The sequence below is a fragment of the Streptomyces roseochromogenus subsp. oscitans DS 12.976 genome, assembly GCF_000497445.1.
GTDB classification, from domain to species: Bacteria; Actinomycetota; Actinomycetes; order Streptomycetales; family Streptomycetaceae; genus Streptomyces; species Streptomyces oscitans.
In genome coordinates this window covers 9,188,251-9,212,138 of the sequence record NZ_CM002285.1, presented here as the reverse complement: position 1 = coordinate 9,212,138, position 23,888 = coordinate 9,188,251, and the positions used below count along the sequence as shown (strand labels likewise).

At 71.0% G+C, this 23,888-nt stretch carries 20 protein-coding genes and 2 pseudogenes; 11 read left to right on the top strand and 11 right to left on the bottom strand.

Annotation, left to right across the window (positions count from 1 at the left end):
* Positions 1-3: 3 nt before the first annotated feature.
* Both M878_RS89535 and M878_RS89530 read left to right on the top strand, forming a co-directional pair.
* Positions 4-2,349 (top strand): ArnT family glycosyltransferase, encoded by a 2,346-nt coding sequence (locus tag M878_RS89535; RefSeq protein WP_031227231.1) that lies wholly within the window; start codon positions 4-6, stop codon positions 2,347-2,349.
* 394 nt (positions 2,350-2,743) lie between these two features.
* On the top strand, positions 2,744-5,200 hold the full coding sequence (locus tag M878_RS89530; RefSeq protein WP_023553461.1) for a SpoIIE family protein phosphatase: 2,457 nt from the start codon (positions 2,744-2,746) through the stop codon (positions 5,198-5,200).
* A gap of 18 nt (positions 5,201-5,218) precedes the next feature.
* Here the strand turns inward: M878_RS89530 and M878_RS50215 are convergent, their stop codons facing one another.
* From M878_RS50215 to M878_RS89500, 8 genes are all read right to left on the bottom strand, one after another.
* Positions 5,219-5,566: a DUF1330 domain-containing protein gene (locus M878_RS50215; RefSeq protein WP_031227229.1), complete on the bottom strand. Its 348-nt coding sequence runs from the start codon at positions 5,564-5,566 to the stop codon at positions 5,219-5,221.
* Positions 5,567-5,667: 101 nt separating this feature from the next.
* A complete protein-coding gene (locus tag M878_RS92630; RefSeq protein WP_023553459.1) occupies positions 5,668-5,850 on the bottom strand; it encodes an alpha/beta fold hydrolase in 183 nt (60 codons plus the stop codon).
* A gap of 330 nt (positions 5,851-6,180) precedes the next feature.
* Positions 6,181-6,333, bottom strand: a complete 153-nt coding sequence (locus M878_RS97970; RefSeq protein WP_023553458.1) for a hypothetical protein — start codon at positions 6,331-6,333, stop codon at positions 6,181-6,183.
* A gap of 347 nt (positions 6,334-6,680) precedes the next feature.
* Positions 6,681-7,073 (bottom strand): hypothetical protein, encoded by a 393-nt coding sequence (locus M878_RS89520; RefSeq protein WP_023553457.1) that lies wholly within the window; start codon positions 7,071-7,073, stop codon positions 6,681-6,683.
* Positions 7,074-7,167: 94 nt separating this feature from the next.
* Positions 7,168-7,623 carry a MaoC family dehydratase gene (locus tag M878_RS89515; RefSeq protein WP_023553456.1) on the bottom strand — a complete coding sequence of 152 codons (456 nt, stop codon included), beginning with the start codon at positions 7,621-7,623 and terminating at the stop codon, positions 7,168-7,170.
* Between the two features lie 8 nt (positions 7,624-7,631).
* Entirely contained in the window at positions 7,632-9,146 is a 1,515-nt protein-coding gene (gene menE / locus M878_RS89510) for an o-succinylbenzoate--CoA ligase (RefSeq protein WP_023553455.1), read from the bottom strand.
* 10 nt (positions 9,147-9,156) lie between these two features.
* Complete coding sequence (locus M878_RS89505; RefSeq protein WP_023553454.1) at positions 9,157-10,032, bottom strand: amidohydrolase family protein; 876 nt, start codon at positions 10,030-10,032, stop codon at positions 9,157-9,159.
* Positions 10,032-10,949: an SDR family NAD(P)-dependent oxidoreductase gene (locus M878_RS89500; RefSeq protein WP_023553453.1), complete on the bottom strand. Its 918-nt coding sequence runs from the start codon at positions 10,947-10,949 to the stop codon at positions 10,032-10,034. The genes M878_RS89505 and M878_RS89500 overlap by 1 nt, the downstream gene beginning before the upstream one ends.
* A gap of 231 nt (positions 10,950-11,180) precedes the next feature.
* On the opposite strand from M878_RS89500, the gene M878_RS50210 reads away from it, so the two are divergent.
* The 4 genes from M878_RS50210 (at position 11,181) to M878_RS89485 (ending at position 15,772) form a co-directional block, all read left to right on the top strand.
* Entirely contained in the window at positions 11,181-11,606 is a 426-nt protein-coding gene (locus M878_RS50210; protein WP_031227227.1) for a MarR family transcriptional regulator, read from the top strand.
* Between the two features lie 108 nt (positions 11,607-11,714).
* Positions 11,715-12,542, top strand: a complete 828-nt coding sequence (locus tag M878_RS89495) for a PaaX family transcriptional regulator (RefSeq protein ID WP_031227226.1) — start codon at positions 11,715-11,717, stop codon at positions 12,540-12,542.
* Positions 12,543-12,733: 191 nt separating this feature from the next.
* The gene (locus M878_RS89490) at positions 12,734-14,167 is read left to right on the top strand and encodes a hypothetical protein (RefSeq protein ID WP_023553450.1); all 1,434 of its coding nucleotides are present in this window, start codon (positions 12,734-12,736) and stop codon (positions 14,165-14,167) included.
* Between the two features lie 15 nt (positions 14,168-14,182).
* On the top strand, positions 14,183-15,772 hold the full coding sequence (locus tag M878_RS89485; protein WP_023553449.1) for an MFS transporter: 1,590 nt from the start codon (positions 14,183-14,185) through the stop codon (positions 15,770-15,772).
* Between the two features lie 107 nt (positions 15,773-15,879).
* Here the strand turns inward: M878_RS89485 and M878_RS95545 are convergent.
* A pseudogene (locus M878_RS95545) lies at positions 15,880-16,100 on the bottom strand (ATP-dependent endonuclease); the annotation flags it as partial.
* Here M878_RS95545 and M878_RS95540 point away from each other — a divergent pair.
* Positions 16,017-16,558 (top strand): annotated as a pseudogene (locus M878_RS95540) (LLM class flavin-dependent oxidoreductase); the annotation flags it as partial. The pseudogenes M878_RS95545 and M878_RS95540 sit on opposite strands and share 84 nt — an antisense overlap.
* A gap of 100 nt (positions 16,559-16,658) precedes the next feature.
* On the opposite strand, the gene M878_RS89470 reads toward M878_RS95540, so the two are convergent.
* Both M878_RS89470 and M878_RS89465 read right to left on the bottom strand, forming a co-directional pair.
* Entirely contained in the window at positions 16,659-17,402 is a 744-nt protein-coding gene (locus M878_RS89470; RefSeq protein ID WP_023553446.1) for an SDR family NAD(P)-dependent oxidoreductase, read from the bottom strand.
* 31 nt (positions 17,403-17,433) lie between these two features.
* Positions 17,434-18,105, bottom strand: coding sequence for a VC0807 family protein (locus tag M878_RS89465; RefSeq protein ID WP_158692850.1), 672 nt, complete (start codon positions 18,103-18,105; stop codon positions 17,434-17,436).
* Between the two features lie 228 nt (positions 18,106-18,333).
* Here M878_RS89465 and M878_RS50195 point away from each other — a divergent pair, with 228 nt between their 5' ends.
* From M878_RS50195 to M878_RS89450, 4 genes are all read left to right on the top strand, one after another.
* Complete coding sequence (locus tag M878_RS50195) at positions 18,334-19,647, top strand: sensor histidine kinase (protein WP_023553444.1); 1,314 nt, start codon at positions 18,334-18,336, stop codon at positions 19,645-19,647.
* Entirely contained in the window at positions 19,587-20,243 is a 657-nt protein-coding gene (locus M878_RS89460) for a response regulator transcription factor (RefSeq protein WP_023553443.1), read from the top strand. Before M878_RS50195 ends, M878_RS89460 begins: the two co-directional genes overlap by 61 nt.
* A gap of 182 nt (positions 20,244-20,425) precedes the next feature.
* Positions 20,426-21,613, top strand: coding sequence for an ROK family transcriptional regulator (locus M878_RS89455; RefSeq protein WP_023553442.1), 1,188 nt, complete (start codon positions 20,426-20,428; stop codon positions 21,611-21,613).
* A 320-nt stretch (positions 21,614-21,933) separates the two neighbouring features.
* Positions 21,934-23,799 carry an alpha-galactosidase D gene (locus M878_RS89450; protein ID WP_023553441.1) on the top strand — a complete coding sequence of 622 codons (1,866 nt, stop codon included), beginning with the start codon at positions 21,934-21,936 and terminating at the stop codon, positions 23,797-23,799.
* The last annotated feature ends 89 nt before the right edge of the window (positions 23,800-23,888 follow it).

Below are 23,888 nucleotides of genomic sequence, written 5' to 3'. Positions count from 1 at the left end.
GGCATGGTTACGACAGTTCTCAGGCCGGCCGACTCCCTGCGCACCGTTCGTCGCGCTCCGTGGCGGTCGCCGGCGGGCCAGCCCGGATATGTGCGTCCGACACTGCTGGTCATCACCATGCTTGCGGCCGTGCTGTACACGTGGGGTATCGAGCACAGCCAATACCACACGTTTTATGCGACCGCCGCACGCAGCATGGCGGAGAGCTGGAAGGCTTTCCTATACGGCTCTTTCGACCCGGGAAACTCCATCACTCTGGACAAGTTGCCGGGATTCCTGTGGCCCCAAGCCATTTCTGCCCGTATCTTCGGATTTCATCCGTGGGCGCTGGTCCTGCCCCAGGTCCTCGAGGGAGTGGCCAGCCTGCTGGTGCTGCACCGCGTGGTGAGCCGGTGGGCCGGCGCCCACGCGGCGCTGATCGCCGACGCTGCGTTCCTGGTGACCCCGGTGGCCGTGGGGCTCTTCCGCACCGCCGTCGAGGACCCAGCCTTCACACTCTGCGTGCTGCTGGCAGCCGAGGCCACCCAGCGCGCCGCCGTGAACGGCCGACTGCGCCCTCTGGTGATCGCGGGTGTGTGGGTCGGCGTCGGCTTCCAGGCCAAGATGCTGGAAGCGTGGGCGGTGCTGCCGGCGCTCGCCCTCGTCCACCTCGTTTCGGCGCCGATCGCCCTGCGGAAGCGGCTGACGCACCTCGCGCTGTCCGCCGCGGTGATGACCGCCGTGTCGGTTTCGTGGATGCTCGCGGTGACGCTCGTCCCGGCCAAGGACCGGCCCTATGTGGATGGCACCACGAACAACTCCGCGTTCAGCATGGTGGTCGGCTATAACTTCCTGAACCGCTTCTCCTCGCTCGGTATCAGCGCGGCCTCCACCGGCAGCGTGAGCGCCACGCAGGGCGGAGGCGGCCGGCACGGCCAGGCGTCGCCTTCGGCCGGCGGGGCCGGCGGGGCCAGCGGGGCCGATGGTGCACTCGGTGCCGCAGGCCGTGGGGCCGCCAACCGTCGTCCTACCGGGGCGAGCCGGGCCCAGGGTGCGCAGAACGCCGGGAGCCAGGCACTGGGGCCGGCAGCAGGATTCGGGCCCGGCGCCGGGGGCAGGTTCCGCGCCGGTGGCGGGTCGGGCGGTGACCAGAACGGCTGGTCGAAGATGTTCGGCGCCTCGCTGGCCTCGCAGACCGGCTGGCTGTATCCGATGGGTGCCCTCGCCGGAGTCTGTGGTCTCCTCTGGCGCCGCGGCAAGCCGCGCACCGACCGCCTGCGTGCCGGGTTCGTGCTGTGGGGCACGTGGCTGGCCACATACTTCCTCGTCTTCAGCGCGGGCAGTGTCGGCGGCCACACGTACTACATGGGTGTGATCGCGGTCCCCCTCGCCGCGCTCACCGGCGGCGGCGTCGTTCTGATGTGGCGTGCCTACCGGGCGGGCGGCCCCCGTGCGTGGGCACTGCCCGGTGCGGTGGCGGCGACGGCGGCGTGGAGCGCGTACCTCGCCGGCCGGTTCCCGTCGTTCCTGCCGTGGCTGGCGCCCGTGGTGGGCCTGCTCGGTCTCGCCGCCGTCGTCCTGCTGGTGCTGGCCAGGACCGTTCGTACCGCGTCCGGCGGCAGGCTCGCCCTGGTCGGGCTGGTCGTGTCCCTCGCGGCGATGCTCATCGCGCCGAGTTCATGGGCGGCGCAGGTGCTCAGTCCTTCGTACCGGGACTCCGGGATGGGCGCGGTGGGCCCGTCCGGCATGACCCGCGGCCACGGTTCTGTGACGTCGGCGGGTCGTCGTACCGGGCAGGTGTCGTGGGCGGGCGGAACACAGCGCGGCCGGGCGGCAGAAGCCGACGGGACGCACGTCGTCGGCGACCTCGGCGACTTCGCCGGTGCCGGTGGCATCGGCGGTCCCGGCGGCTTCGGCGGCTTCGGCGGTTCCAGCGCGGGCGGCCAACTCACCGCAGATCAGCGCAAGTTGCTCGCCTACACCTCCGCGCACCGCGGATCGGCGAGCTACGTCTTCGCCACCACGAGTTGGAGCGGCGCGGCTCCGTACATCCTCGCCACCGGGGCCCATGTGCTACCGCTCGGCGGCTTCAGCGGCAGGGTGCCGTTCCCGAGCACGGCGCAGTTCCGGCAGCTGATCGACTCCGGCGAGCTGAAGTACGTGGTGCTGGGCGGCACGGGGCGCGGTGGGGACGGCATGTTCGGCGAGAGCAGCGGGACCACGGTCAGCGCGCGGATCACCGCATGGGTCGAGTCGTCCTGCCGTCGCATCCCGAACGCCGCCTACAGTTCCACCGCCCGCCCCACCGGCGGCCGTAGCGACGCCAAGGCCACCGAGCCGATTCTCTACCAGTGCCGTCCCGGCCGGTGAGGACAGCCTCGTCGGGCACCAGGGCGCCGAACTCCTCAACGGTCCGGGTCCGTCCTTCTGTTGCGGAGCCCGATGATGATGGGCTTGCCCCGGCCTTCGCGCCACCACCCGGCCCGGCAGTCAGGAGGACTCCGCCCCATGAGCAACGGCTACCCGATAGGGCCCGGAGCCGTGGAGGGTCTCCTGCTGACCTTCGAGCGCCCGCGCGGCTGACGTTCGCGCCGCCGCCCGCGTGGGTGACACTCACCCCGTCGGCCGGCGGCCGCCGCGCCCCGTATACCGGCGCGTGGCGCCTGCGGCCTGGGCACATGCCCGGGCCGTCGGCCCGAAGACACTCCCGGGTGCATGTGAGACCGTGGTGTCAGGAAACCCGCCTGCGGATGCGGCCGACGCGATGGATCTCAGGGATCTGGCTGCCAAGGACCGGGGCGACCCGCTCGGCATCATGTCTGCCGCCGTCGCCCTCGTGGACGCACACGGCCTGATCCGGTACTGGAGTCAGCGGGCGGAAGATCTTCTCGGGTATCCGGCGCCCAGCCTGCTGGGACGGCCCGCGGCCTCGCTCCTCACGAGCGCCACGGGCCAGGACTCGAGCGAGGACTCACCGGTGTCCGCGCTGTCCGTGGCGGAGCGGATCGGGGACGGCTGGGAGGGCCTGATCACCGCGCGTCACCGTGCGGGGCACCCGGTCGAGCTGGCGGTACGGGTGTGCCCGCTGCGCGCGGAGCAGGGCCCGGTCTGGCTCGCCGTGGCGTGTGAGGCCTCCGACTCGCGCCGGTGGGAACTCGATCAGGCCGTGCTGCGCGGCCTCCTGGAGGACTCACCGATCGGCATCGCCGTCCTCGACAGCGAGCTGCGCTTCCAGTGGGTGAACCAGGTGCTCGCTGCCATGGAGGGCCTGCCCGCGCACCTCGGGGACCACCACGCAGCCGGGGCCGCCGGACCGGGACAGGTGCCGTCGGCCGTGGACTGGCAGGCGCGCCAGGCCCTGCTGTCGGGTCAGGCCACGCCGGCCGTGGAGCATGTGCCGCCCTCGCAGAGCAGGTCCCGCCGGAACTCACACGGCCGCCTCCGGCTCCGCTCGTCGTTCCCGCTGCGGGACGGCGACGGCAAGACGCTCGGGGTGTGTCACACCGCCGTCGACTTCACCGCCCAGGACCGGGCGCGCGAGCGGCTCGCGCTGGTCAACGAGGCGGCGCAGCGTATAGGCACCACGCTGGACCTGGACCGCACGGTGCAGGAACTGGCCGAGGTCCTCGTGCCGCAGCTCGCCGACTTCGTGGCGATCGACCTCTTCCAGGGCGTCCTCGCGGCCAGGGACCTGTCCCCGCGGCCGGTCACCGGTGGCCCGCTGCAGCGGGCGGCACACCTGTCGATCCACGAGGAGCGGCCGGAGGCGATCGTGCCGGTCGGGGAGCCCACCGAGTACCCGTCGAAGTCTCCGCAGCGGCGTTGCCTGACCACGGGCCGGCCGATCCTCGATCCGGTGCTGGGCCCTACGACATGGTGGGTCGCCGACGATCCACAGCGCCTGGCCAAGCTCGTCAGTCTCGGTGTGCACACCCATCTGGTGGTGCCGCTGCGGGCGCGGGGCACGACCATGGGCGTGGTCAGCCTGCTGCGCTGGGAGAACCCCAATCCGTTCGACGAGGACGACCTGCTGCTCGTGGAGGAGCTGGTGGCGCGGGCCGCGGTGTGTGTGGACAACGCCCGGCGATTCGTCCGTGAGCACCACGCGGCCCTCGCCCTCCAGACCAGTCTGCTGCCCCCGGATCTGCCCGATCACTGCGCCGTCGAGGTCGCCTACCGCTATCTGCCGACCGACGCCGAGGCCGGCGTGGGCGGCGACTGGTTCGACGTCATCCCGCTGTCCGGCGCCCGCGTCGCCCTGGTCGTGGGGGACGTCGTCGGCCACGGAATCCACGCCGCGGCCAGCATGGGCCGGCTGCGCGCGGCGGTGCAGACACTCGCCGACCTGGACCTGCCCCCGGACGAGCTGCTCGCCCATGTCGACGACCTGGTCCTGCGCCTGGCGGACGAGGCGGAGGCGGCCACGGACGGACCGGTGGTGATCGGGGCGACCTGCGTCTACGCGGTCTACGACCCGATCTCGCGGAAACTCAACGTGGCCCGGGCCGGCCACCCCACCCCCGCCATCGCCCACCTCAGCGAACCGGTCGAACTGCCCGACATCCCCGCCGGCCCCCCGCTGGGACTGGGCGGTCTGCCCTTCGAGTCGGCCGAGATCGAGCTGGAGGAGGGCAGCGTCGTCGCCCTCTACACCGACGGGCTGATCGAGGCCTCGGACCGCGATGTCGACGTCGGCTTCGAGCGTCTGTGCTTCGCCCTGGCCCACCCCGACCGGCCGCTGGAGGAGATCTGCGACACGATGGTCCGCATCCTGCTGCCCGACCATCCGCACGACGACGTCGCGTTCCTCATCGCCCGGACGCGCGCCCTGGCCCCGGACCGCGTCGTCTCCTGGGAGGTTCCCGCCGATCCCCAGGCGGTGCACGAAGCGCGTGACAACGCCACTCGTCAGTTGGCCGCGTGGGGTCTGGAGGACATCGCCTTCACCACCGAGCTGATCGTGAGCGAGCTGATCACCAACGCCATCACGCATGCCTGCGGACCGATCAGCCTGCGTCTGATCCACGAACGGACTCTCATCTGCGAGGTGTCGGACGCCAGCAACACCTCGCCCCATCTGCGCCGTGCCCGCAGTACCGACGAGGGAGGGCGAGGTCTCTTCCTGGTCGCGCAGGTCGCCCAGCGCTGGGGCACGCGGTACACCGAGACGGGCAAGACCATCTGGACGGAGCAGCAGCTGCCGGCCAAGGCTCCCTGCTGACGGCCGGCCGGTCACCCGTCAACGGACGGCGAGCGCTTCCAGCATCGTCTGTGCGGTGTCCGTCGCGTCGTAGTCCTCGCTCACGCCCGGAACCAGGACGATGTCGCCCTCGATGTGCCGTGCACGCAGGGGCGCGATGGCCTGGTAGGCGTCGGAGTCCCACCAGGCGCGCGCCTTCACGATCGACGGGAAGCCGATCACGACGACGTGCCCGGGCCATGCGCCCTCCTTCACCTCGTGTGCGGTGCCGTGGACGAGGAAGCGGCCGCCGTACGGTTCGAAGGTGGCGGTGATCCGCGCGATGTACTCGGCGATCTCGGGGTGCGGGGCGGCTTCCTGCAGGTGAGCTATCGCGTACGCGGTCATGGTGGCGTCCTTCCGGCTGGTCGGCTGCTGATGTGCACGATCCTGCCGCCCGGGTGCGCCACGGTCGATGACCTGCCGGGTAATGAACGCGGAGCCGCGGATCACCGGGTGTCGAGGAAGCGGACGAGGTGTGCGGCGACCTCGTCCGGAGCCTCCACCTGGGGGTAGTGGCCGACGGCGGGTGGCCCGGCGAGTCCGGCGACGGTGGCGGACGGCAACCGCTGTCTGATGCGGGTCAGCACATGGGCGCCGCTGATCGGGTCGGCAGGTCCCCAGAGGAACAAGGTGGGGCCCGAGTAGCCCTCCAGTGCCGGGACCCAGCGTGCCTCATGGGTGCGCCGCTCGTCGATGTAGCGCAGCAGCCGCGGAGCCAGCAGGCGGCCTCCGTCATGGCTGATGCTCTCTCACATGGCGTGCAGGTCGGCGTCCTAGCGCATCGTCGTGCGGAAGCCGCGTTCGGTGACGGCGTGGCGAGCAGTTCCTGGGCCACGCTGACGCCGTAGTCGTGGGCGACCAGCGCTGTGTCGCCGTGTGCGGCCCCGTGCGCCCTTGAACGGTGACTCTGCTTCCTCCGGTGGCCCAGTGCGCGGTGGTGGGCATGGCGTTCCGGGACATCAGCGGCTCTCCAGTGTCGCGGCGATGCCGTCCGGCAGGCATCGCAGACCGAAGTCGAACTCCCCGTCGTCGTCCAGGCCGTTGAGCAGCGCCGAGTGGGCGGTGACCAGCGGATGGGCGCGGGCCGGCAGCGAGGCGAACGGGCCGGTCATGGCGGTGCGTTCGCCGGGTGTGCGCGCCGCTCCTCCGGTGTCCAGAGGGAGATCCGTACGGCACTGTCGGCGGACCAGCCGCCCCCGGCCAGCGCCCCGAGGCCTGTCCGCGGGCACGCTCCACCAGGCGGCCCAGCCGACCACCGGGCTCCGCTCGTACGGCACTTCACTCTGTGCGATCGTGCGGTGGCGCGGTGGTGCGCTGAGCCATGTGCGAGCCGACCGTTCATGAAGGGGCAGGGACGGCATCGCACCTCATGCGTCCAGCGGACGCGCCACAAGAAATGGCAGCGCGACCGACCCCCGCCCGGAGTTCCCGCACCGCCCGCGCTTGCGACGGTCGCGGATCAGCCGGCGAAGACCCTGCCCTGCTTCACGACGTAGTGGGCCGGCTCGGAGCAGCCGATGGACGGTGTGACCAGCAGGCTGACGGTGAGCGGCGCGGGCTGCGTGCTCGCGGTCGAGAACTCGCAGACGGCGCCGCTGCCGGTGAGCGGGTACCAGCGCCACCCGTGGGCATCGCCCACGGTGACCCGGTCGGACTCCTTCCAGCCGCCGTCGGTGTGCTGGTAGACCTGCAACCGTACGGGGGCGGCGTACTGGTCCTGCGTCGAGCGCAGCGCGGTCGGCGTGACCTCGTAGTCGCTGCCGAGGACGGACGAGGCGATCACCTGGGTCCGCGGTGCGGCGGTGTCGGCGCTGGACGCTCCGGCGCCGGCGGCCCCGAGACCGGCTGCCATGAGGAGCGTGCAGACCGCGGCCGCGACGCCGCGCGTGTGACTCCGTACAAGGCTTATGTCTTCCCCCAGTCAGCTGCTTCCTGTCTGTGGCGGGTCAGGCGCAGAAGCGGGACAGGCTCTGCAGGACGGCGGCGGGCTTCGTGCCGCCGTCCACCTCGACCGTGCCGTCGACAGTGATCTGAACGCCGCCGGGCACGTCCTCGACCGAGGCGAGCCGGGCGAGGAGCCGGATGCGGGATCCCACCTTCACCGGTGCGGGGAAACGCACCTTGTTCAGGCCGTAGTTGACCTTGGTGGTCACGCCCCGCACGTCCAGCAGTCCGGTGAAAAGCGGGATGAACAGGGACAGGGTGAGGTAGCCGTGTGCGATCGGTGCGCCGAAGGGGCCCTGGGCCGCCCGTTCCGGGTCGGTGTGGATCCACTGGTGGTCGCCGGTGGCGTCGGCGAAGGTGTCGATGCGCTCCTGGGTCACCTCGATCCAGTCGCTGGTGCCGAGGTCACTGCCGGCGAGGTACCTCAGTTCGTCCAGGCCGTTGACGGTGATGCTCATAAGTTGCCCTACTTTTCAGGGAGTTGAGTGCCGCAGAGGTGCCGTACGCGGGACTTGAGGAGTTTCCCGGAGGCGGTGCGCGGGAGTTCGTCCGTGACCACCACCGACTTGGGGATCTTGTACTTGGCGAGCCGCCCGGCCAGTGAGGCCAGGACTTCTTCCGGGTCCAGTTCGGCGCCCGCGGCGGGCACGACGACCGCGCAGGGCACCTCGCCCCATGTGCCGTCGGGGACACCGATCACCGCGCACTCGGTGATGCCGGGGTGGGCGAGGAGGAGGTCCTCGATCTCTGCGGGGTAGATGTTCTCGCCACCGGAGATGACGACGTCCTTGATCCGGTCGACGATGCGCACATAACCGTCCTCGTCGACCCGAGCCGCGTCCCCGCTGCGGAACCAGCCGTCCGCGAAGGCGGCCTCCGTCTCCTCGGGCAACCCCCAGTAGCCGGGCATGACATGCGGTCCGCGCACCATGACCTCGCCGGTCTCGCCCACGCCGACCGGGGTCAGGTCGGGCCGTACGACCCGTACGTCGCTGAAGAAGTGCGGTACGCCCGCCGAGCCCGCCTTGTCGACTGCGTGCTCCGGGTCCAGGAAGAGTGTGCCGGGCGCGGCCTCGGTCATGCCGTAGCCCTGGAGAAAGGTGAGACCGCGCTCCTGGTAGGCGGCGATGAGCGGGGTTGGCACCGGTGATCCACCGCAGGTGAGGATGCGGAGCGAGGACAGGTCGGCCCCCGCCCAGCGTGGATGCCGGGCGATCCGGTCGAACATCGTCGGCACCCCGAACATGAAGGTGATCCGGTGCCGTTCGATCAGATCGAAGGTGGCCTCGGGGTCGAAGGCCTCCACCAGGACACAGGTGCCGCCCTTGAGCAGCACCGGCAGGGTCAGCATGTTCAGGCCGGCAGTGTGGAACAACGGGGCGGACACCAGAGCGCGTTCGCCGGCGATCAGGTCGTGGTCGACCAGGACGTTGACGGCGTTCCAGGTGAGGTTGCCGTGGGTGAGCATCGCGCCCTTGGGGCGGCCGGTCGTCCCCGAGGTGTACATGATGATGCAGACGTCGTCGGGGGTGACGGGTTCATCGATCGGCTCGTCCGAGGCGGCTGCCAGGGCTTCCTCGTACGCGTCGCCGGTCTCGACGTGGATCCGTACGTCCGTGCTGCCCGCCAGTTCCGCGACGAGCCCGGCCTGTGCGGGGCCGTGGACGAGGGCCTTGGCGCCGGAGTCGGCGAGCTGGTAGGCGATCTCGGGGCCGGCGAGGCGGGTGTTGAGGGGGACGAAGACGGCGCCGAGGGTACCGGCGGCGAACAGGGTCTCCAGGTAGGCGGGGTGGTTGGGGCCGAGGTGGGCGATGCGGTCTCCGCGTCTGATGCCCCGGGCGCGCAGGGCGTGCGCGAGGCGGGTGACACGGGTGTGCAGGGTGCGGTAGTCGGTCGGCCGTTCCTCGTGGATCAGGGCCGTGCGGTGCGGGGTCTTGCGGGCCCTGCGGGCGGGCCACGATCCCAGTCCCTCGTTGCGCATCTGACGCCCCTTACGATGTCGTCAGCCCGAGCACACGGGCCGCGTTCTCCTTCAGGATCTTCGGCCTGACCTCGTCCTTGACGGAGAGCTTCGCGAAGTCGGCCAGCCATCGGTCCGGGGTCAGCACCGGGAAGTCGGAACCGAACAGGACCTTGTCCTTCAGCAGCGTGTTGGCATACTGCACGAGCTGCGGCGGGAAGTACTTCGGCGACCAGCCGGAGAGGTCGATGTGCACACCGGGCTTGTGGGTCGCCACCGCCAGGGCCTCGTCCTGCCAGGGGAACGACGGGTGCGCCAGGATGATCTTCAGCTGCGGGAAGTCGGCGGCGACGTCGTCCACGTGCAGCGGGTTGGAGTACTTCAGGCGGATGCCGCCCCCGCCAGGGACGCCGGCGCCGATTCCGGTCTGGCCGGTGTGGAAGAGCGCGATGGTGCCGGTCTCCTCGATCAGCTCGTACAGGTCGTACGCCACCGAGCGGTCGTTGGGGAAGAAGCCCTGGATGCTGGGGTGGAACTTGAAGCCCTTCACCCCGTACTCCTCGACCAGCCGGCGGGCCTGCCGCACACCCGCCTTCCCCCGGAAGGGATCGATGGAGGCGAAGGGGATGAGGACGTCCGCGTTGGCGGCGGCGGCCTTGGCGACCTCCTCGTTGGGGACGGGCGCGGTACCGGTGGCGGACTCCGCGTCCACCGTGAAGACCACGGCGGCCATCCGCCGCTCGCGGTAGTAGGCGGCGGTCTCCTCCAGCGTGGGCTTCCGCTTGCCCTTGACCTTGAAGTAGGCGGAGGAGGCGTCGTGCAGGTCGTCGTCCAGGGAGGAGTGGCCCTTGCTGGAGATCTCCGCGTGGGTGTGCACGTCGATGGCGACGAGACGCTCGATGTCCATCACGCCTCCGGGAGCTTCGGGGCCGGAATGCCGACCGTCTGGAGCTCCGCGCCGACCGATGCCAAGAAGGCGTCGGCCAGGGTCTGGGGAGTCCAGCCGCCGTCGGCGTAGGCGGCCCGGATCTCCTGTGGATGCGACCACAGGGCCACCTTGTCGCCGCCGATGCCGATGCACTGGCCGGTGATGCCGCGGGCGGCCTCGGAGGCCAGGAAGGGGACGAGGGCCGCACAGTCCTCGGGGGTGCCGAAGCCCTCCCCCTTGCGCAGGAAAGCCGGCAGCGGTTCGCCGTTGTGCAGGGCCTCGATGTACGGAGCGAAGGCCGGGATGGTCTCGGTCATCGCGGTGGCGGCGACCGGCACGATCGTGTTGACGGTGATGTCCGCGCGGGCCAGTTCCAAGGACCAGGTACGGGCCATGGCGGCGATCCCGGCCTTGGCGGCGGCGTAGTTGGTCTGGCCGAAGTTGCCGCGCTGCCCGGCCGGGGAGCCGACGAGGACGAGGGTGCCGCCCTCGCCCTGTTCGCGCATGCGGACGGCGGCGGCGCGGGCGCAGGTGAAGGTGCCCTTGAGATGGGTGCTGAGCACCGCGTCGAAGTCGTCGTCGGTCATCTTCCACAGCACCTTGTCGCGCAGTATGCCCGCGTTGGTGACGAGGATGTCGAGCCGGCCGAACTCCTCGACGGCGCGCCGCACCAGCCGGTCGGCGGCCTCGGCGGTGCCGACCGCGACCGCTTCGGCGACGGCGGTGCCGCCGGCCTCGGTGAGGGACTTGACGGCCTGTTCGGCCACGGTTTCGTCGATGTCGTTCACGACAACGGACGCGCCGTGGGCGGCGAGGGCGTGCGCATAGGCGAGGCCGAGGCCACGGCCGCCGCCGGTGACGACTGCGGCCTTGCCGGTCAGATCGATGGGGGGCACGAGCGGGTCCCTTCGCATGGGCTGCGGCGACTGTGAGATCGAAGCTAAGAGCAATAATTGTTGTCGTCAATAGTTGTTGGTGACCTTCAGCTGCGTCATGCTGGAATGCACGCGAGACCGACGCACCTCGGGGGAGCCGGGAACACCGCCCCCGAGACCGAGACCAGGGAGCCCGCCATCGCCCGCAAGCACACCGAGAACCCGGCCCCCATCGACGCGGACGAGCCGTGGATGCGGGCACTGCACGCGGACACGGGCTATCTGCTGTACCGCCTGGGCCTGCGCTCCGGTCAGTTGTTCAACGCGTTCCTGCAGGAGTCGGGGCTGCGGCTGCGGCACTACGCCGTGCTGCGCTTCCTCGCCACCTGCGAGGGCGCACTCCAGCGCGAGCTGAGCGCCCGGCTCGGCTACGACCCGAGCGCGATCGTCGGCCTGGTGGACGACCTGGAGAAGCAGGGCTTCGCCGAGCGCCGCCCCGCCCCCGACGACCGCCGCAGCCGCATCGTCGTCCTCACCGAGGACGGCCGCGTGTTCCTCCGCGACACGGACCAGGCGGGCCTGCGGGTGACCGAGGAGCTGCTCACCCCGCTCTCCCCCGCCGAACGGGAGGCGCTGCACACCCTCCTGCTGCGCGTGGCCGGGGACGGGCTCGACTGACGCTGCGGCCGGCAGGTGCCGGCGCTCCGGCCATGGCCGTCGACCACCCCGCGCCCGACCGGACGCCACCCGCCGTGCGTGTCGAGGGGAGACGCGGCCTCGTAATGTATCCGCGTGACCGGTCCTGCCCCACGCCCCCAGTCCCTCCTGCTCAGCTTTCTCGGCGACGAGGTGCTGGGCCGTGGGGTGTGCGTGTACACGGGGAGCGTCATCGAGGTGTTCCGGCGCGCCGGAGTCGGCGAGCAGGCCACCCGCTCGGCCCTCACCCGCATGGTCGGCCGCGGTCTGCTGAGCCGGCGGCGCGCGGGCCGGCGGACCTACGTCGGCCTCACCGACCGCTCGGAGGCGATCCTGCGCGACGGCGAACGGCGCATCTGGAGGACGGGCGCGGTCAACCGGGACTGGGACGGCACCTGGACATTGCTCGGCTTCTCGCTCCCGGAGTCGTGGCAACGCCAACGGCACGATCTGCGCTCCCAGCTGACCTGGGCGGGCTTCGGCGCCCTGTTCAACGGGCTGTGGATCGCGCCGGGCGAGGTCGACGTCTCAGGGATCGTCGCCGAACTGGGCCTGGCCGCACATGTGAAGGTCTTCCGTGCCCACGCGGACGCCGGGATGGACATCGCCGAGATGATCGACGACACCTGGGATCTGCACGAACTGGCCAGCCGTTACCGGGACTTCGAGACCCGCTGGCGACGGTACTCCGTGGAAGGCGCCTTCCTGGCCGCGGAGGACGCCCTCGCGCTGCGCCTCCGGCTCACCGCCGAGTGGCTCCAGGTCATCCGCGGCGACCCGAGGCTGCCCGTACGGCACCTGCCGGCGGACTGGCCCGCAGCCGGAGCCGAGCAGACGTTCCGCGCGGCGCACGCCGTGCTGGAAGCGCCCGCACGGGACGCGGCACGCCGGCTGATCGAGACGATCCCGGCGGCATAGCGCCTTTCACACGGCCCGCTTCTCCGTATCCCGTCATACATCTCGCGCGTCCAAGCGTCCCGGCCTTCACCGATGTTGTGCATCGCATTGACGGCCGTAAGAAATCCGCCCTACATTCCTGGCACCTTCGTTCAGTGCACTGAGCATCTGCCCAAGTCCCGCTCTGCAGCCACCCAGAAGGAGCCGACGCCATGCGCGCCAGCAACCACCCCCGTACTCCCCGCACAGCCCGTACTTCCCGCACTCGTCTCCGCGTCGCCCTGGCCGCCCTGGCCGCGCTGACGTCGGCGGCCCTCGCCACGTCCCCCGCGCCGCCCGCTCGGGCGGACACGGCAGCCGGCACCCACCTCACCGGCACATTGCCCGACGGTGCCACCTGGATCGCGGACGTCCCCGCCCACTGGAACGGCACCCTGCTGCTGTTCAGCCACGGTTTCGGCCCCACCGTCGCCCAGGACGCCCCCTCCGCCGCCGCACGCAGCGAGTTGCTCGCCGAGGGGTATGCGATGGCCGGGTCGTCGTACGACCCCCATGGCTCGATGTGGGCTCTGAACAGTGCGGAACACGACCAGTTCGGCGCGCTCGGCGCCGTCACCGCGAAGATCGGTACCCCACGGCGGACCCTGGCGGTCGGGCAGTCCATGGGCGGGCTGGTCAACGCGCAGATCGCCCGCGACGGTGCCGGCCGCGTCGACGGCGCGCTCGGCCTGTGCGGGCTGGTCGCGGGCGGCACCGACCTGGACAACTACCAGCTCGACACGGAGTACACCATCGCCCGGCTGCTGCTACCGCCGGGGCAGGACGTCGGCCTGGTCCGTTTCGGTTCCGCAGACGACGAGGCCGCCACCGCCAAGAAGCTCACCGGCGCGGTCACCGCCGCCCAGGCCACCCCGCAGGGCCGCGCCCGGATCGCGCTGGCCGCGGCCTTCCTCAACCTGCCCGCCTGGGCGCCCGCAAAGGACCGGCCCACTCCGGCCGACTGGGCGGGGCAGGAGGAGCAGCAGTATGTGTGGTTCGCGCAGGGCATCCTGTCGTTCGTCGAGGGCGGCCGGTACGCCGTGGAGCAAGCCGCCGGCGGCAACAACTCCTGGAACCGGGGCGTGGACTACGCCCGCCTGCTGGCCGGTTCCGTCCACGCCCCGCAGGTCCGCTCCCTGTACCGGACGGCCGGACTCGATCTGGCCGCCGACCTCGCGTCCCTGACCCGGGGCGCCTCGATCACCGCCGATGGGGCCGCGGTCCGTAGCGCACAGCGCACCTCCTCCGCCGGTCAGGGACTCGGCGTACCTCTGCTGGACGTGCACACGATCGCCGACAATCTGGTCCCGGTCGAGCAGGAACGGCAGTTCGGCGACCGGGTGCGCAGGGCCGGAGACGGTGTGCTGCTGCGGCAGGTGTATGTCGCGCGGCAGGGCCACTGCACGTTCACCACGGCCGAGACCGTGGCCGCCCTGCACGCGCTCGAACACCGCGTCACCACCGGTCACTGGGACGCCGCCGCCACCCCGGCCGCGCTCGAGAGGTCCGCCACCGCACTCGGTCTGGACGGGGCGGCGTACGTCCCGTACCGCCCGGCACAGCTCACGGTCGGCCGCGACCGCCCCAAGTACCCCGCTCACCACTGACGTTGGGACCCGTTCATGTCCGACGCACCCGCTGCCCCGCGTACGTCCCTCCCCCTCGGCACGCTCGTCGCCGGCTGTCTGGCCGTCTGCCTCGCCCAGATCGGTCTCGCGATACCGGCCACTCTCAACGGCCTGTTCCAGGAACACCTCCATCCGGTCGGCTCCCAACTGACCTGGATCTCGGACGCGTTCCTACTGCCCGTCGCCGTTCTCGAACTCTCCTTCGGCGTGCTCGGCGACCTCTTCGGCCGCAAGCAGCTCCTTGTCGGGGGCGCCGCACTGGTGTGCGCGGGCGAGGCCGTCGCCGCGAGCGCCTCCGGCATCCATCAGCTGTGGGTGGGGCAGGCGCTGGCCGGTCTCGGCGCCGCCGCGCTCTTCCCCACCTCGCTCGCCATGATCGCCGCCGGCACACACACCGGCGCCCGGCGCGCCCGCGCCATCGCCGTATGGGCCTCCAGCCTGTCCGCGGGCGGCTTCCTCGCCCCGCTGCTCGGCGGGATCACCGGGACCTACGGCTCCTGGAGATCGGCGTTCGTGGTCGTCGCCGTACTGGCTGCGGTCAGCGCCCTGGTGAGCCTGTGGCTGGCCGCCAACTCGCGTGCGCCGCAGGGGCGTTCGCTGGACGTGGGCGGACAGATCACCATCGGCATCGGTCTGTTCGCCCTGCTGTACGCCGTCATCCAGGGGCCGACGGACGGCTGGGGGTCGGCTCCGGTGGTCATGGCGTTCGTGATCGCCGGGGTGTTCCTGGGCCTGTTCGTGGTCGCCGAGAGCCGGGCCGGCTCCCCTCTCCTGCGCCTGGACCTGTTCCGCAACCGTTCCTTCGCGATCGCGTCCGTCGTCGCGGTCACGGGCATGTTCAGCTTCCTGGGCACGGCCTACGCGGCGAGCATCCGACTCGGCCCCGTCCAGCACCAGAGCGCCATGCGCACCGCCTTCGCGTTCCTGCTGCTCAACGGCATCACGCCCGTCCTCACCCCGCTGACCTCCCGGCTGCTGCACCGGCTGCCCGCGCGGGCGCTGCTCAGCGCCGGTCTGGCGCTGATCGCCGCTGGAGACTTCCTGGCCGCCGGGCTCGCCGTCGGCGACCGGAACCTCATCTCGCTGATCCTGCCACTCGGGCTGGTCGGGATCGGCTTCGCCTTCACGGTGTCGTCGATCACCGCGACCGCCGTCAACACCGTGCCGCTGCCACTCGCGGGCATGGCCAGCGCCGCCACCAACCTGCTGCGTGACTTCGGCTTCACCCTCGGCCCCGCGGTCATCGGCGCCGTCGCGCTGAGCCAGGCGGCCTCACGGGTGACCTCCTCGCTGACGACCCCGTCGTCGTTGAACGCGGAGTCGAAGGCGGCTGCGCACGAGGTGCTGAAGGAGGGCGGCCCTCTCGCCCTGAACTCCGTCCCCACCGACTCTCCGCCGGGTGCGGCCCGCTCCTACGCCCTCGACGCCCTCGGCCACGGCTATGCGCTCGGGTTCGTGGTCTGCGGCTCGGCCGCCCTCCTCTCAGCACTGCTGGTGGTGACGGCACTGCGCGGGCGTACGACGCAGGAGGACGCGTCGCGGTCGGACGACGGTACGGAGCGGACCGTCGTCATCGCGGGATGACGCCTGAGGACGGCCTCTGATCCTCACTCACCCGCTGACTGCAAAACCTGCTCAACAAGCCCCGGATTCCCTCGAGTTGCTTCACCGGGCTGTGCGCGCCCGAGAGGTCAGAGGCTGGTGAGCAGGCCGTCGAGTGGGGCGGGTACGCGGTCGGGGTCGAGGGCTTCGACGAGGACACGGCCGTAGCGGATCTTGCGCCCTGTCTTCGTGCCGAGGAAGCGCCGCAACTGCCCTCCGCCCGGACGAGTTCCTCCACCCGTGCCACGCCCAGCGCGCGGATCAGCTCGTCCTCCAGATCCGCCGCGAAGACGAAGAACCCTTGCTCGGCCCGAGCATCCCCCTGTACCTGGCGGCACTGTCACCGGCCATGTTGCGTCTCACCGGGGAAGTCGCCGATGGCTGGCTGGGCACCAGCTCCGCCCCCGAAGGCGCAGACGGCGCCTACTTCGCCCACCTGGACGAGGGCCTCGCCCACAGTGGTCGTACACGCGCCCACCTCGACGTCTGCCAGGGCGCCGAAGTCGCCTTCGCGCCCGACGAGGAGGCACTCGGCGCGATGGCCGCCCGGCGCAAGAAGGAACTGGCCTTCAGCCTGAGCGGCATGGGGTCGGCGTCCACCACCTTCTGCAACAACGCCTACGGCAGGCAGGGCTGGGCCGAGGGCGGGTGTGGCGCGCCGCCGGCGTCGACACCGTACGTCTGTATCCGGCCGGCGACACCATGGAAGCCCGGCTCGCCACCTTGGCCAGGGCGATCGAGCTGGTGCGGGAGGTCGACGACTCCTGATGAGCCTTGCCGGTCACAGCGCTTTTCGCGCAGGTCGTCACGATTGCCCGTCCGGACATCCCGGCAGGCGGCGGCCCCGTGCCCGGCTCGCGGGCGGCGTTCAGGTGTCGGTGCGTACCAGGTCGAGCCGGGGGAAGGCCACCGGCTCGGGGGCGCTGCCCGCCTGGAGCACGTACGCACGGCCCGCCTCCTCGCTCGCCGCGATCTCAGCGACCGACGCCGCGATCTCGGCGGGCTCCGCCAGGGCGAAGCCCTCGCCGACGATGTAGTCGATCGCCTCCGGCGGCAGGATCGGCGTACGCACGAACCCCGGGCAGATCGCGTTGATCCGCACCCCCTTCTCCTGCCAGGTCGGGGCCAGCGAGCGGACCAGACCGATCACGCCGTATTTGGTGGCCGCGTACACCGGGTCGAAAGGCGCCATCCCTACTCCGGCCATGCTGGAGGTGACCACCAGTGAGCCCCCGCCGTGTGCGGCCAGCACGGGCAGGGCCGCGTGCAGGCCGAACATCACGCCGTGCAGGTTCACCGCCAGCACCCGGTGCTGCCGCTCCGCGTCGTAGTCGTCCTGGCCGAACCCGCCGCCGTCGCCGATCCCGGCGTTCAGGTGGACGAAGTCCAGCCCGCCGTAAGCTGCCACGGCGGCTTCGATCAGCGCCAGGTTGTCCTCCTCCCGCGTGGTGTCGGTACGGACGAACAGCCCGCCCGCCTCCTCGGCGACGGCGGCACCGCCCGCCTCGTCGATGTCCGCCACGACCACCCGCGCACCGAGGCGGCCGAAGTGCCGCGCCACCGCCGCACCGATCCCGCTCGCCGCGCCCGTGACCACTACCACCTGCTCCATGTCCCTGCTCCTCCTGAGTTCTGACGGTCTGTCATGCCGCTGTCGCGGCCGCTGCGGCCTCGTTGTGGATGACGGCTGTCCGGGCCGGCTTGCGACCGTAGCGACGGCTGAAGATCTCCAGGGCCACGAACAGCGCGACGTACTGGAGCGTGGTCACCAGCAGCACCGAGTCGATGGGCAGCGTGTAGGCGAGCACCACCCGCACGACCGAGTCCAGCAGCAGACCCATGCCCCAGACCGCGGTCAGCAGCCGCATCACGTGGCGGAAGGTGGGCGACGCCTGCCAGTTGCGTTCCAGCTCCGCACGTTTCTCTCCCTTTGCCACGGACGACAGGACCCGGTAGATGACCGGCTGCCCGCGCAGCGTGGCCAGGAACACCAGTCCGACGATCCCTGTCATCCAGCCATCCTTGGCGAACATGAACCGTGGGCTCCCGGTCACCAGCGACAGCACCGCGCCCAGGGCGACCATGCTGAGCACCAGGACGCCCAGCATCCCGACGCGCCGCTCGCGCGCCACTGTCAGCAGCGCCTCCGCAGTCGGCGGCACGGCGCTCGCCAGCACCGCCCACCACAGGCTGACCCCGGCCGCCCGCAAGCCGTAGAACACGGCCAGCGGCGCGGCGACGTTCAGCGCCAGGCTCTGCAGCAGCGGTCCGTTCGACGACCCCTCGTGCTTGTTCGCGATGCGCATCCCCGTCATGTCCTTCACCCTCGCCCCTGGTTCGTGATCCGTGTCGGTGTCCGTTCTTGATGTCTTCGACGCTACGGACCTGCGGGAACGCGCACATTGGGCTCAGGCGCCGAGTCGGGGTGGGGCTAGGCCCACCCCCGTGCGGGGCCCGGACGCACCCTGTCCGGCCTTCGGGCGCGTCACACTGGTGAACCGGTACAGGCGACGAACCGCACAACCCCTTGGAGAGGCAGGCCGATGACCACGACCGCCGGACGCGCCGTCGGCACCGCCCTGCGGCGCTTCGGCCGGCGACACCGGGAACTGGGGTACTGCTGGGGAGTCGGCTGGTGCAGCCCGGCGGCCCTGGTGATGCTGTTCGTCTGTCTGCCGGGCTGGCTCTTCACGGCCGGTGACCCGGACCAGGGCTGGCTGCGCGCGATGCGCAGGCTGACCGGCGTCTACCGCAGGGTGCCCGGGCGCTGGGGCGGTACGGCCGTCGTGAGCCCCTATCTCCATGACGGCCCACCGCGCGAGGACCCGGCCACCCACCGTGACCTGTTCTTCCTCGCGCTGGAGCCACTCATCGCGGCGGTGGTGCTGCTCGGCCCCAGCGCGATGGTGTGGTACGGCCTCTTCGGCCTGCTCGCCTCGGGCATCGTCGAAATCTTCGGCGGCAAAGGCGGCGTGTCCCACGCCTCTGTGTTCGGCTCACCGGCCGTGGCACTGCCCGGTGGCCTCGTCCTTTACTACGCCGGGCTGCGGCTGGCCGGCCCCGCCTCGCGGCTGCACGCCCGCCGCTGGCTGCCCTGGCTGCTCGGCCCGGACCCTTCCGTCGCCGCCGAGGTGGAACGCCGCCTGCTGGCCGAACGGGTCGAGGAGCTGACCGAGACCCGCGCGGCCGCCGTGGACAGTCGCGAGGCGGAACTGCGCCGTATCGAACGCGACCTGCACGACGGTGCGCAGGCCCGGCTGGTGGCGATGGGCCTCGCACTCGGCGCGCTGGAGACGCTGATGGAGACGGACCCGGACCGCGCGCGCGAACTGGTGCGGCAGACGCGCGAGAATTCGGCGCGCGCCCTGACCGAGCTGCGCGCCCTGGTGCGGGGCATCCACCCACCGGTGCTGGCCGAGCGCGGACTGGTCGACGCGCTGCGTGCGCTGGCCCTGGACGCCCCGTTGGAGGCCGAGGTCGCCGCCGACGGGCTGACGGGCCGTCCGGAGGGGCCGATCGAGGCGGCGCTGTACTTCGCCGTCGCCGAGCTGCTGACCAATGCGGCCCGGCACGGGGACGCGGCGCACGCCCGCGTCGAACTGAGCCACACCGGCCCCATGCTGCGCTGCACGGTGTGGGACGACGGGTGCGGGGGCGCCCACGAGGAGGACGGGCCCGTACTCGGGGCGGGCGGCAGCGGCCTGCGCGGCATCCGCCGCCGACTGTCGGCCTTCGACGGTAGCATCGCCATCCTGAGCCCGGCCGGAGGGCCGACCCTGGTGACGATGGAGCTGCCTTGCGTGTTGTCCTCGCCGAAGACCTCTTCCTCCTCCGGGAAGGGCTCTGCACCCTCCTGACGGCGCACGGATTCACCGTGGCCGCCGCCGTGGCCAGCGGGCCGGAGCTGCGCCGCGCCCTGGCCGAGGAGGAGCTGGACATCGCCGTGGTGGACGTACGACTGCCGCCCACCTTCACCGACGAGGGCCTGCAGGCGGCACTGGAGGCCCGCCGCAGCCAGCCGGGACTGCCCGTGCTCGTCCTCTCGCAGCACGTCGAGCAGCTGTACGCACGCGAGTTGCTGGCCGACGGCACGGGAGGCGTCGGCTATCTCCTCAAGGACCGGGTGCTCGGCGCCGCTGAGTTCGTCGAAGCGGTACGACGTGTGGCGGACGGCGGCACCGCCATGGACCCCGAGGTCGTGGCCAGACTACTCGGCGGCCGCCACCGCGACGACCCCCTGGCCACGCTCACACCGCGCGAGCGGGAGGTGCTGGCACTGATGGCCGAGGGCTACTCCAACGCCGCCATCGCCGCCCGGCTGTTCATCAGCGAGAGCGCCGTCGGCAAGCACTCGGCGAGCATCTTCGGCAAGCTCGGCATCACCGCCTCCGAGGAGACCAACCGCCGGGTCCTGGCTGTGCTGGCCTATCTGAACGGGTCCGCCCATCCCTGACCCGCGCGGTCAGCGCTGCCCCGTCCCGACCGCGTCCGCCGCGCTCGCCTCGCCTTTGATCAGTCACCAACTCCCGGATCACACCTGTGTTTTCCAGGGGATCTTGGTGTCAGCTCGCACCCTTGCAAAGGATCGCACCTTATTTATTGACAGCAAAAAAGAACCTCTCTAAGTTTCCGGCCATGCGTTCGGCCCCCCATCACGAGGCGACCCCGGCGATGACGCCGGCCGCTTCCCTGGTCTTCACGACCCTGCTCTCCCACGGTCCGCTCACCCGGGCCGAGGTGGGGCGGCGCACCAGCCTCTCTCCGGCCGCCGTCACCAAGGCGGTTCGTCCACTGATGGAACTCGGCTATCTGGTCGAAGGGGTGGACGAAGAGGCGCGGCCTGCGGTGGGACGACCGGCCACCCTCGTCCGGGTGGACGGGGGGAGGGCGTTGTTCATCGGGATCAAGGTGACCGGCGACGAGATCATCGCCGTGCTGGCCGATCTGTGCTGCCGTATCCGGATAGCCCGTCATGTCCGGCTGACGGGCCGCGCGCCGGAGACGGTGCTTCCCGTCCTCACCGCGCTGGTACAGGAGTTGCTCACGGAGGCCGACGGATTCGGTGTGCGGGTCCGTGGGCTGGGCATTGCGATCTCGGGGGACGTGGACCGCGCCGGTGGTGTCGTCCGCTACTCGCCCTTCCTGGAGTGGCGGGACATTCTGCTCGCCGAGATCGCCGGGACCGCGACCGGGCTGCCGGTCACGGTCGACAACGACGTACGGGCGCTGACGGTCGCCGAGCACTGGTTCGGGGCCGGTGTCGGGCTCTCGGACTTCGCCCTGGTGACCGTGGGCGCCGGTATCGGTTGTGGCCTGGTGGTGCACGGGCGGGTGGTGTCGGGCGCGCACGGCGTGGCCGGCGAGATCGGACATCTGTCACTCGATCCGCACGGCCCGCTCTGCCATTGCGGCAACCGGGGATGTGTGGAGGCGATCGCGTCGGACCCCGCCATACTCCGCGCGGTGCGCGCGGCCACGGACCAGCCGGTGACCGATGCGGCCGATGCTCTGGCGCTGGCTCACGGGGGAGATCCCGCTGTCAGAGGGGTCTACGCACGGGCCGGTGAGGCGATCGGCCAGGCCATCGGCTTCTTGGTGAACATCCTCGGCCCCGAGCGGGTGATCATCTCCGGGGAGGGCCTGGCCGCGTACGACCTGGTCGCCGAGGGCATCCGGGACGCGTTCGCCGCGTCCGCCTTCGGCACCGCCGCGCAGTGCGATCTGACGACACGCCCCCTGCCCTTCGAGGAGTGGGCACGCGGGGCCGCGGCCACCGCCATCCAGTCCTTCATGGGATCGGGTATGTGGGAGGAGGCGCGATGAGCCGCAGAACGCAGAATCCCGCGGGAGGCAGACACAGAACGGTGTTCCGGGCTCCCCGGGTCGGGCCGCCGCCGTAGCCGTGCCGCTCCCGGTGCCGGGCCGCCGCCGTAACCGGGCCGCTCCCGGCGCCCGCGGCGCGGGGGCCGGCTGAGCCGCCCGGTCCGCCTCTCTGACGGCCGCTTCTCGACCGACCGTCGCCTCTCCCCCGGCGTCCTTCCGGATACGCCGGTTCCCTTCTCCTGACAACGCCCGTCCCCCACCGGGTACCACCGCGCGATTCCCGCAGCAGCGGCAGCTCACCTCACCCCTGGAGGCGACCCATGCGTTCATCCCCGTACCGAGCCCTGCGCGGAGCCGTCCCCGGCTTCCCGCGCCGCACCGTCAGATCGATGCTGGTCCTGGCCATCACGGCCGGACTCGCCGCAGTGGTCCCGACCGCCGCCACCCGGGCCCTGGCCGTATCCCCCGATCCCACGACCCCAGCGGCGAACTCAGCCGACGCCGCCTCCACCATGGCCGCCAAGCCCTACATGGGCTGGTCCAGCTGGAGTATGCAGTCCTCCCACTACCCAGGCCTCAACCCGGACGGCAACTACAGCTACCTGACCGAGGCGAACGTCCTGAAGCAGACGGACGCCCTCGCCACCACGCTGAAGAAGTACGGCTACGACTACGTCAACATCGACGCCGGCTGGTGGATGGACAAGAACTGGACATCCGAGTTCGACCAGTACGGCCGGCAGACACCCGACCCGGTCCGGTTCCCCCACGGTATGAAGCCGGTCGCGGACCATATCCACGCCAAGGGCCTCAAGGCCGGTATCTACCTGCCCGTCGGCCTGGAGAAGGGGGCGTACGGCGGGGGCAAGGTGCCGATCCGGAACGCCCCCGGCTGTACCACCGCAAACGTCGTCTACCCGGATCTGCGCACCACCAACGGCTGGGACAGCGCCTACAAGCTGGACTTCGGCAACCCGTGCGCCCAGAAGTACATCGACTCGCAGGCCCAGATGCTCGCGGACTGGGGCTACGACTTCCTGAAGCTGGACGGCGTGGGCCCCGGCTCGTTCAAGTCCGGGGACAACTACAACAACATCGCGGATGTCGCCGCCTGGCATCAGGCCATCGCCGCCACCGGCCGCCCGATCCACCTGGAGCTCTCCTGGTCGCTCGATATCGGTCACGCAGCCGACTGGAAGAAGTACTCCAACGGCTGGCGCATCGACACCGACGTCGAGTGCTACTGCAACACCCTGGTCACCTGGGAGAACTCGGTCAACGACCGGTGGAACGACGCCCCCGCGTGGAGCCACCAGGCGGGCCCGGGCGGCTGGAACGACCTCGACGCGATCGATGTCGGCAACGGAGCGATGGACGGCCTCACCAAGGCCGAACGGCAGAGCTACATGACCCTGTGGGCCATCAACAAGTCACCCCTGTTCACCGGCGACGACCTCACCCGGCTGGACGGCTACGGCCTCTCCCTCCTGACCAACCAGGAAGTCATCGCCGTCGACCGGAACAGCTCGCCGGTCGCACGTCCGGTCACCCCGATGGGCGACCAGCAGGTGTGGGGAACCGAGAACGCCGACGGCACGTACACCGTCGCCCTGTTCAACCTGGGCAGCTCGCCGTCCGCCGTCACCGCCGACTGGGCTTCCTTCGGCTTCACCGGCGCGGCCTCCGTGCGCGATCTGTGGAACCACCAGAACCTCGGGACGTACAAGAAGAGGATCACCGCGACACTGCCCGGGCATGGTTCACGGCTCTTCACCGTGAGGCCCGGCGGCAGCAAGCTGCCGACCACCGGCTACGAGGCCGAGTCCACGGACAACACCCTGACCGGCAACGCCTCGATCGCCGCATGCGACGCCTGCTCCGGCGGCAAGAAGGTCGGCAATCTCTACCTCGGCAGCAAGCTGCAGTTCAACGACATCAGGGTGAAGAAGGACGGCATCTACACCGTGAACGTCGCCTATGTCAGCGGCGACCCCCGCTCCGTGACCGTCTACTCCAACAGCGGCAACGGCACCAGCCTGAAGTTCCCCTCCACCGGCGACTGGAACACCGTCGACACCGTGAGTGTCCAGTTGGCCCTGAAGGCGGGCTCCAACACCATCACCTTCGACAGCGGCTGGGACTACGCACCTGACATCGACAGGATCGACGTGCCCAAGACCCTCTGACGCCTTCGCGGGTCCCGGGGACACGACCGGGACCCGCGCCCGCAGCCCCTCCCCCGCACGTGCAGTTCCCCCGGACATGGAGTGCACAC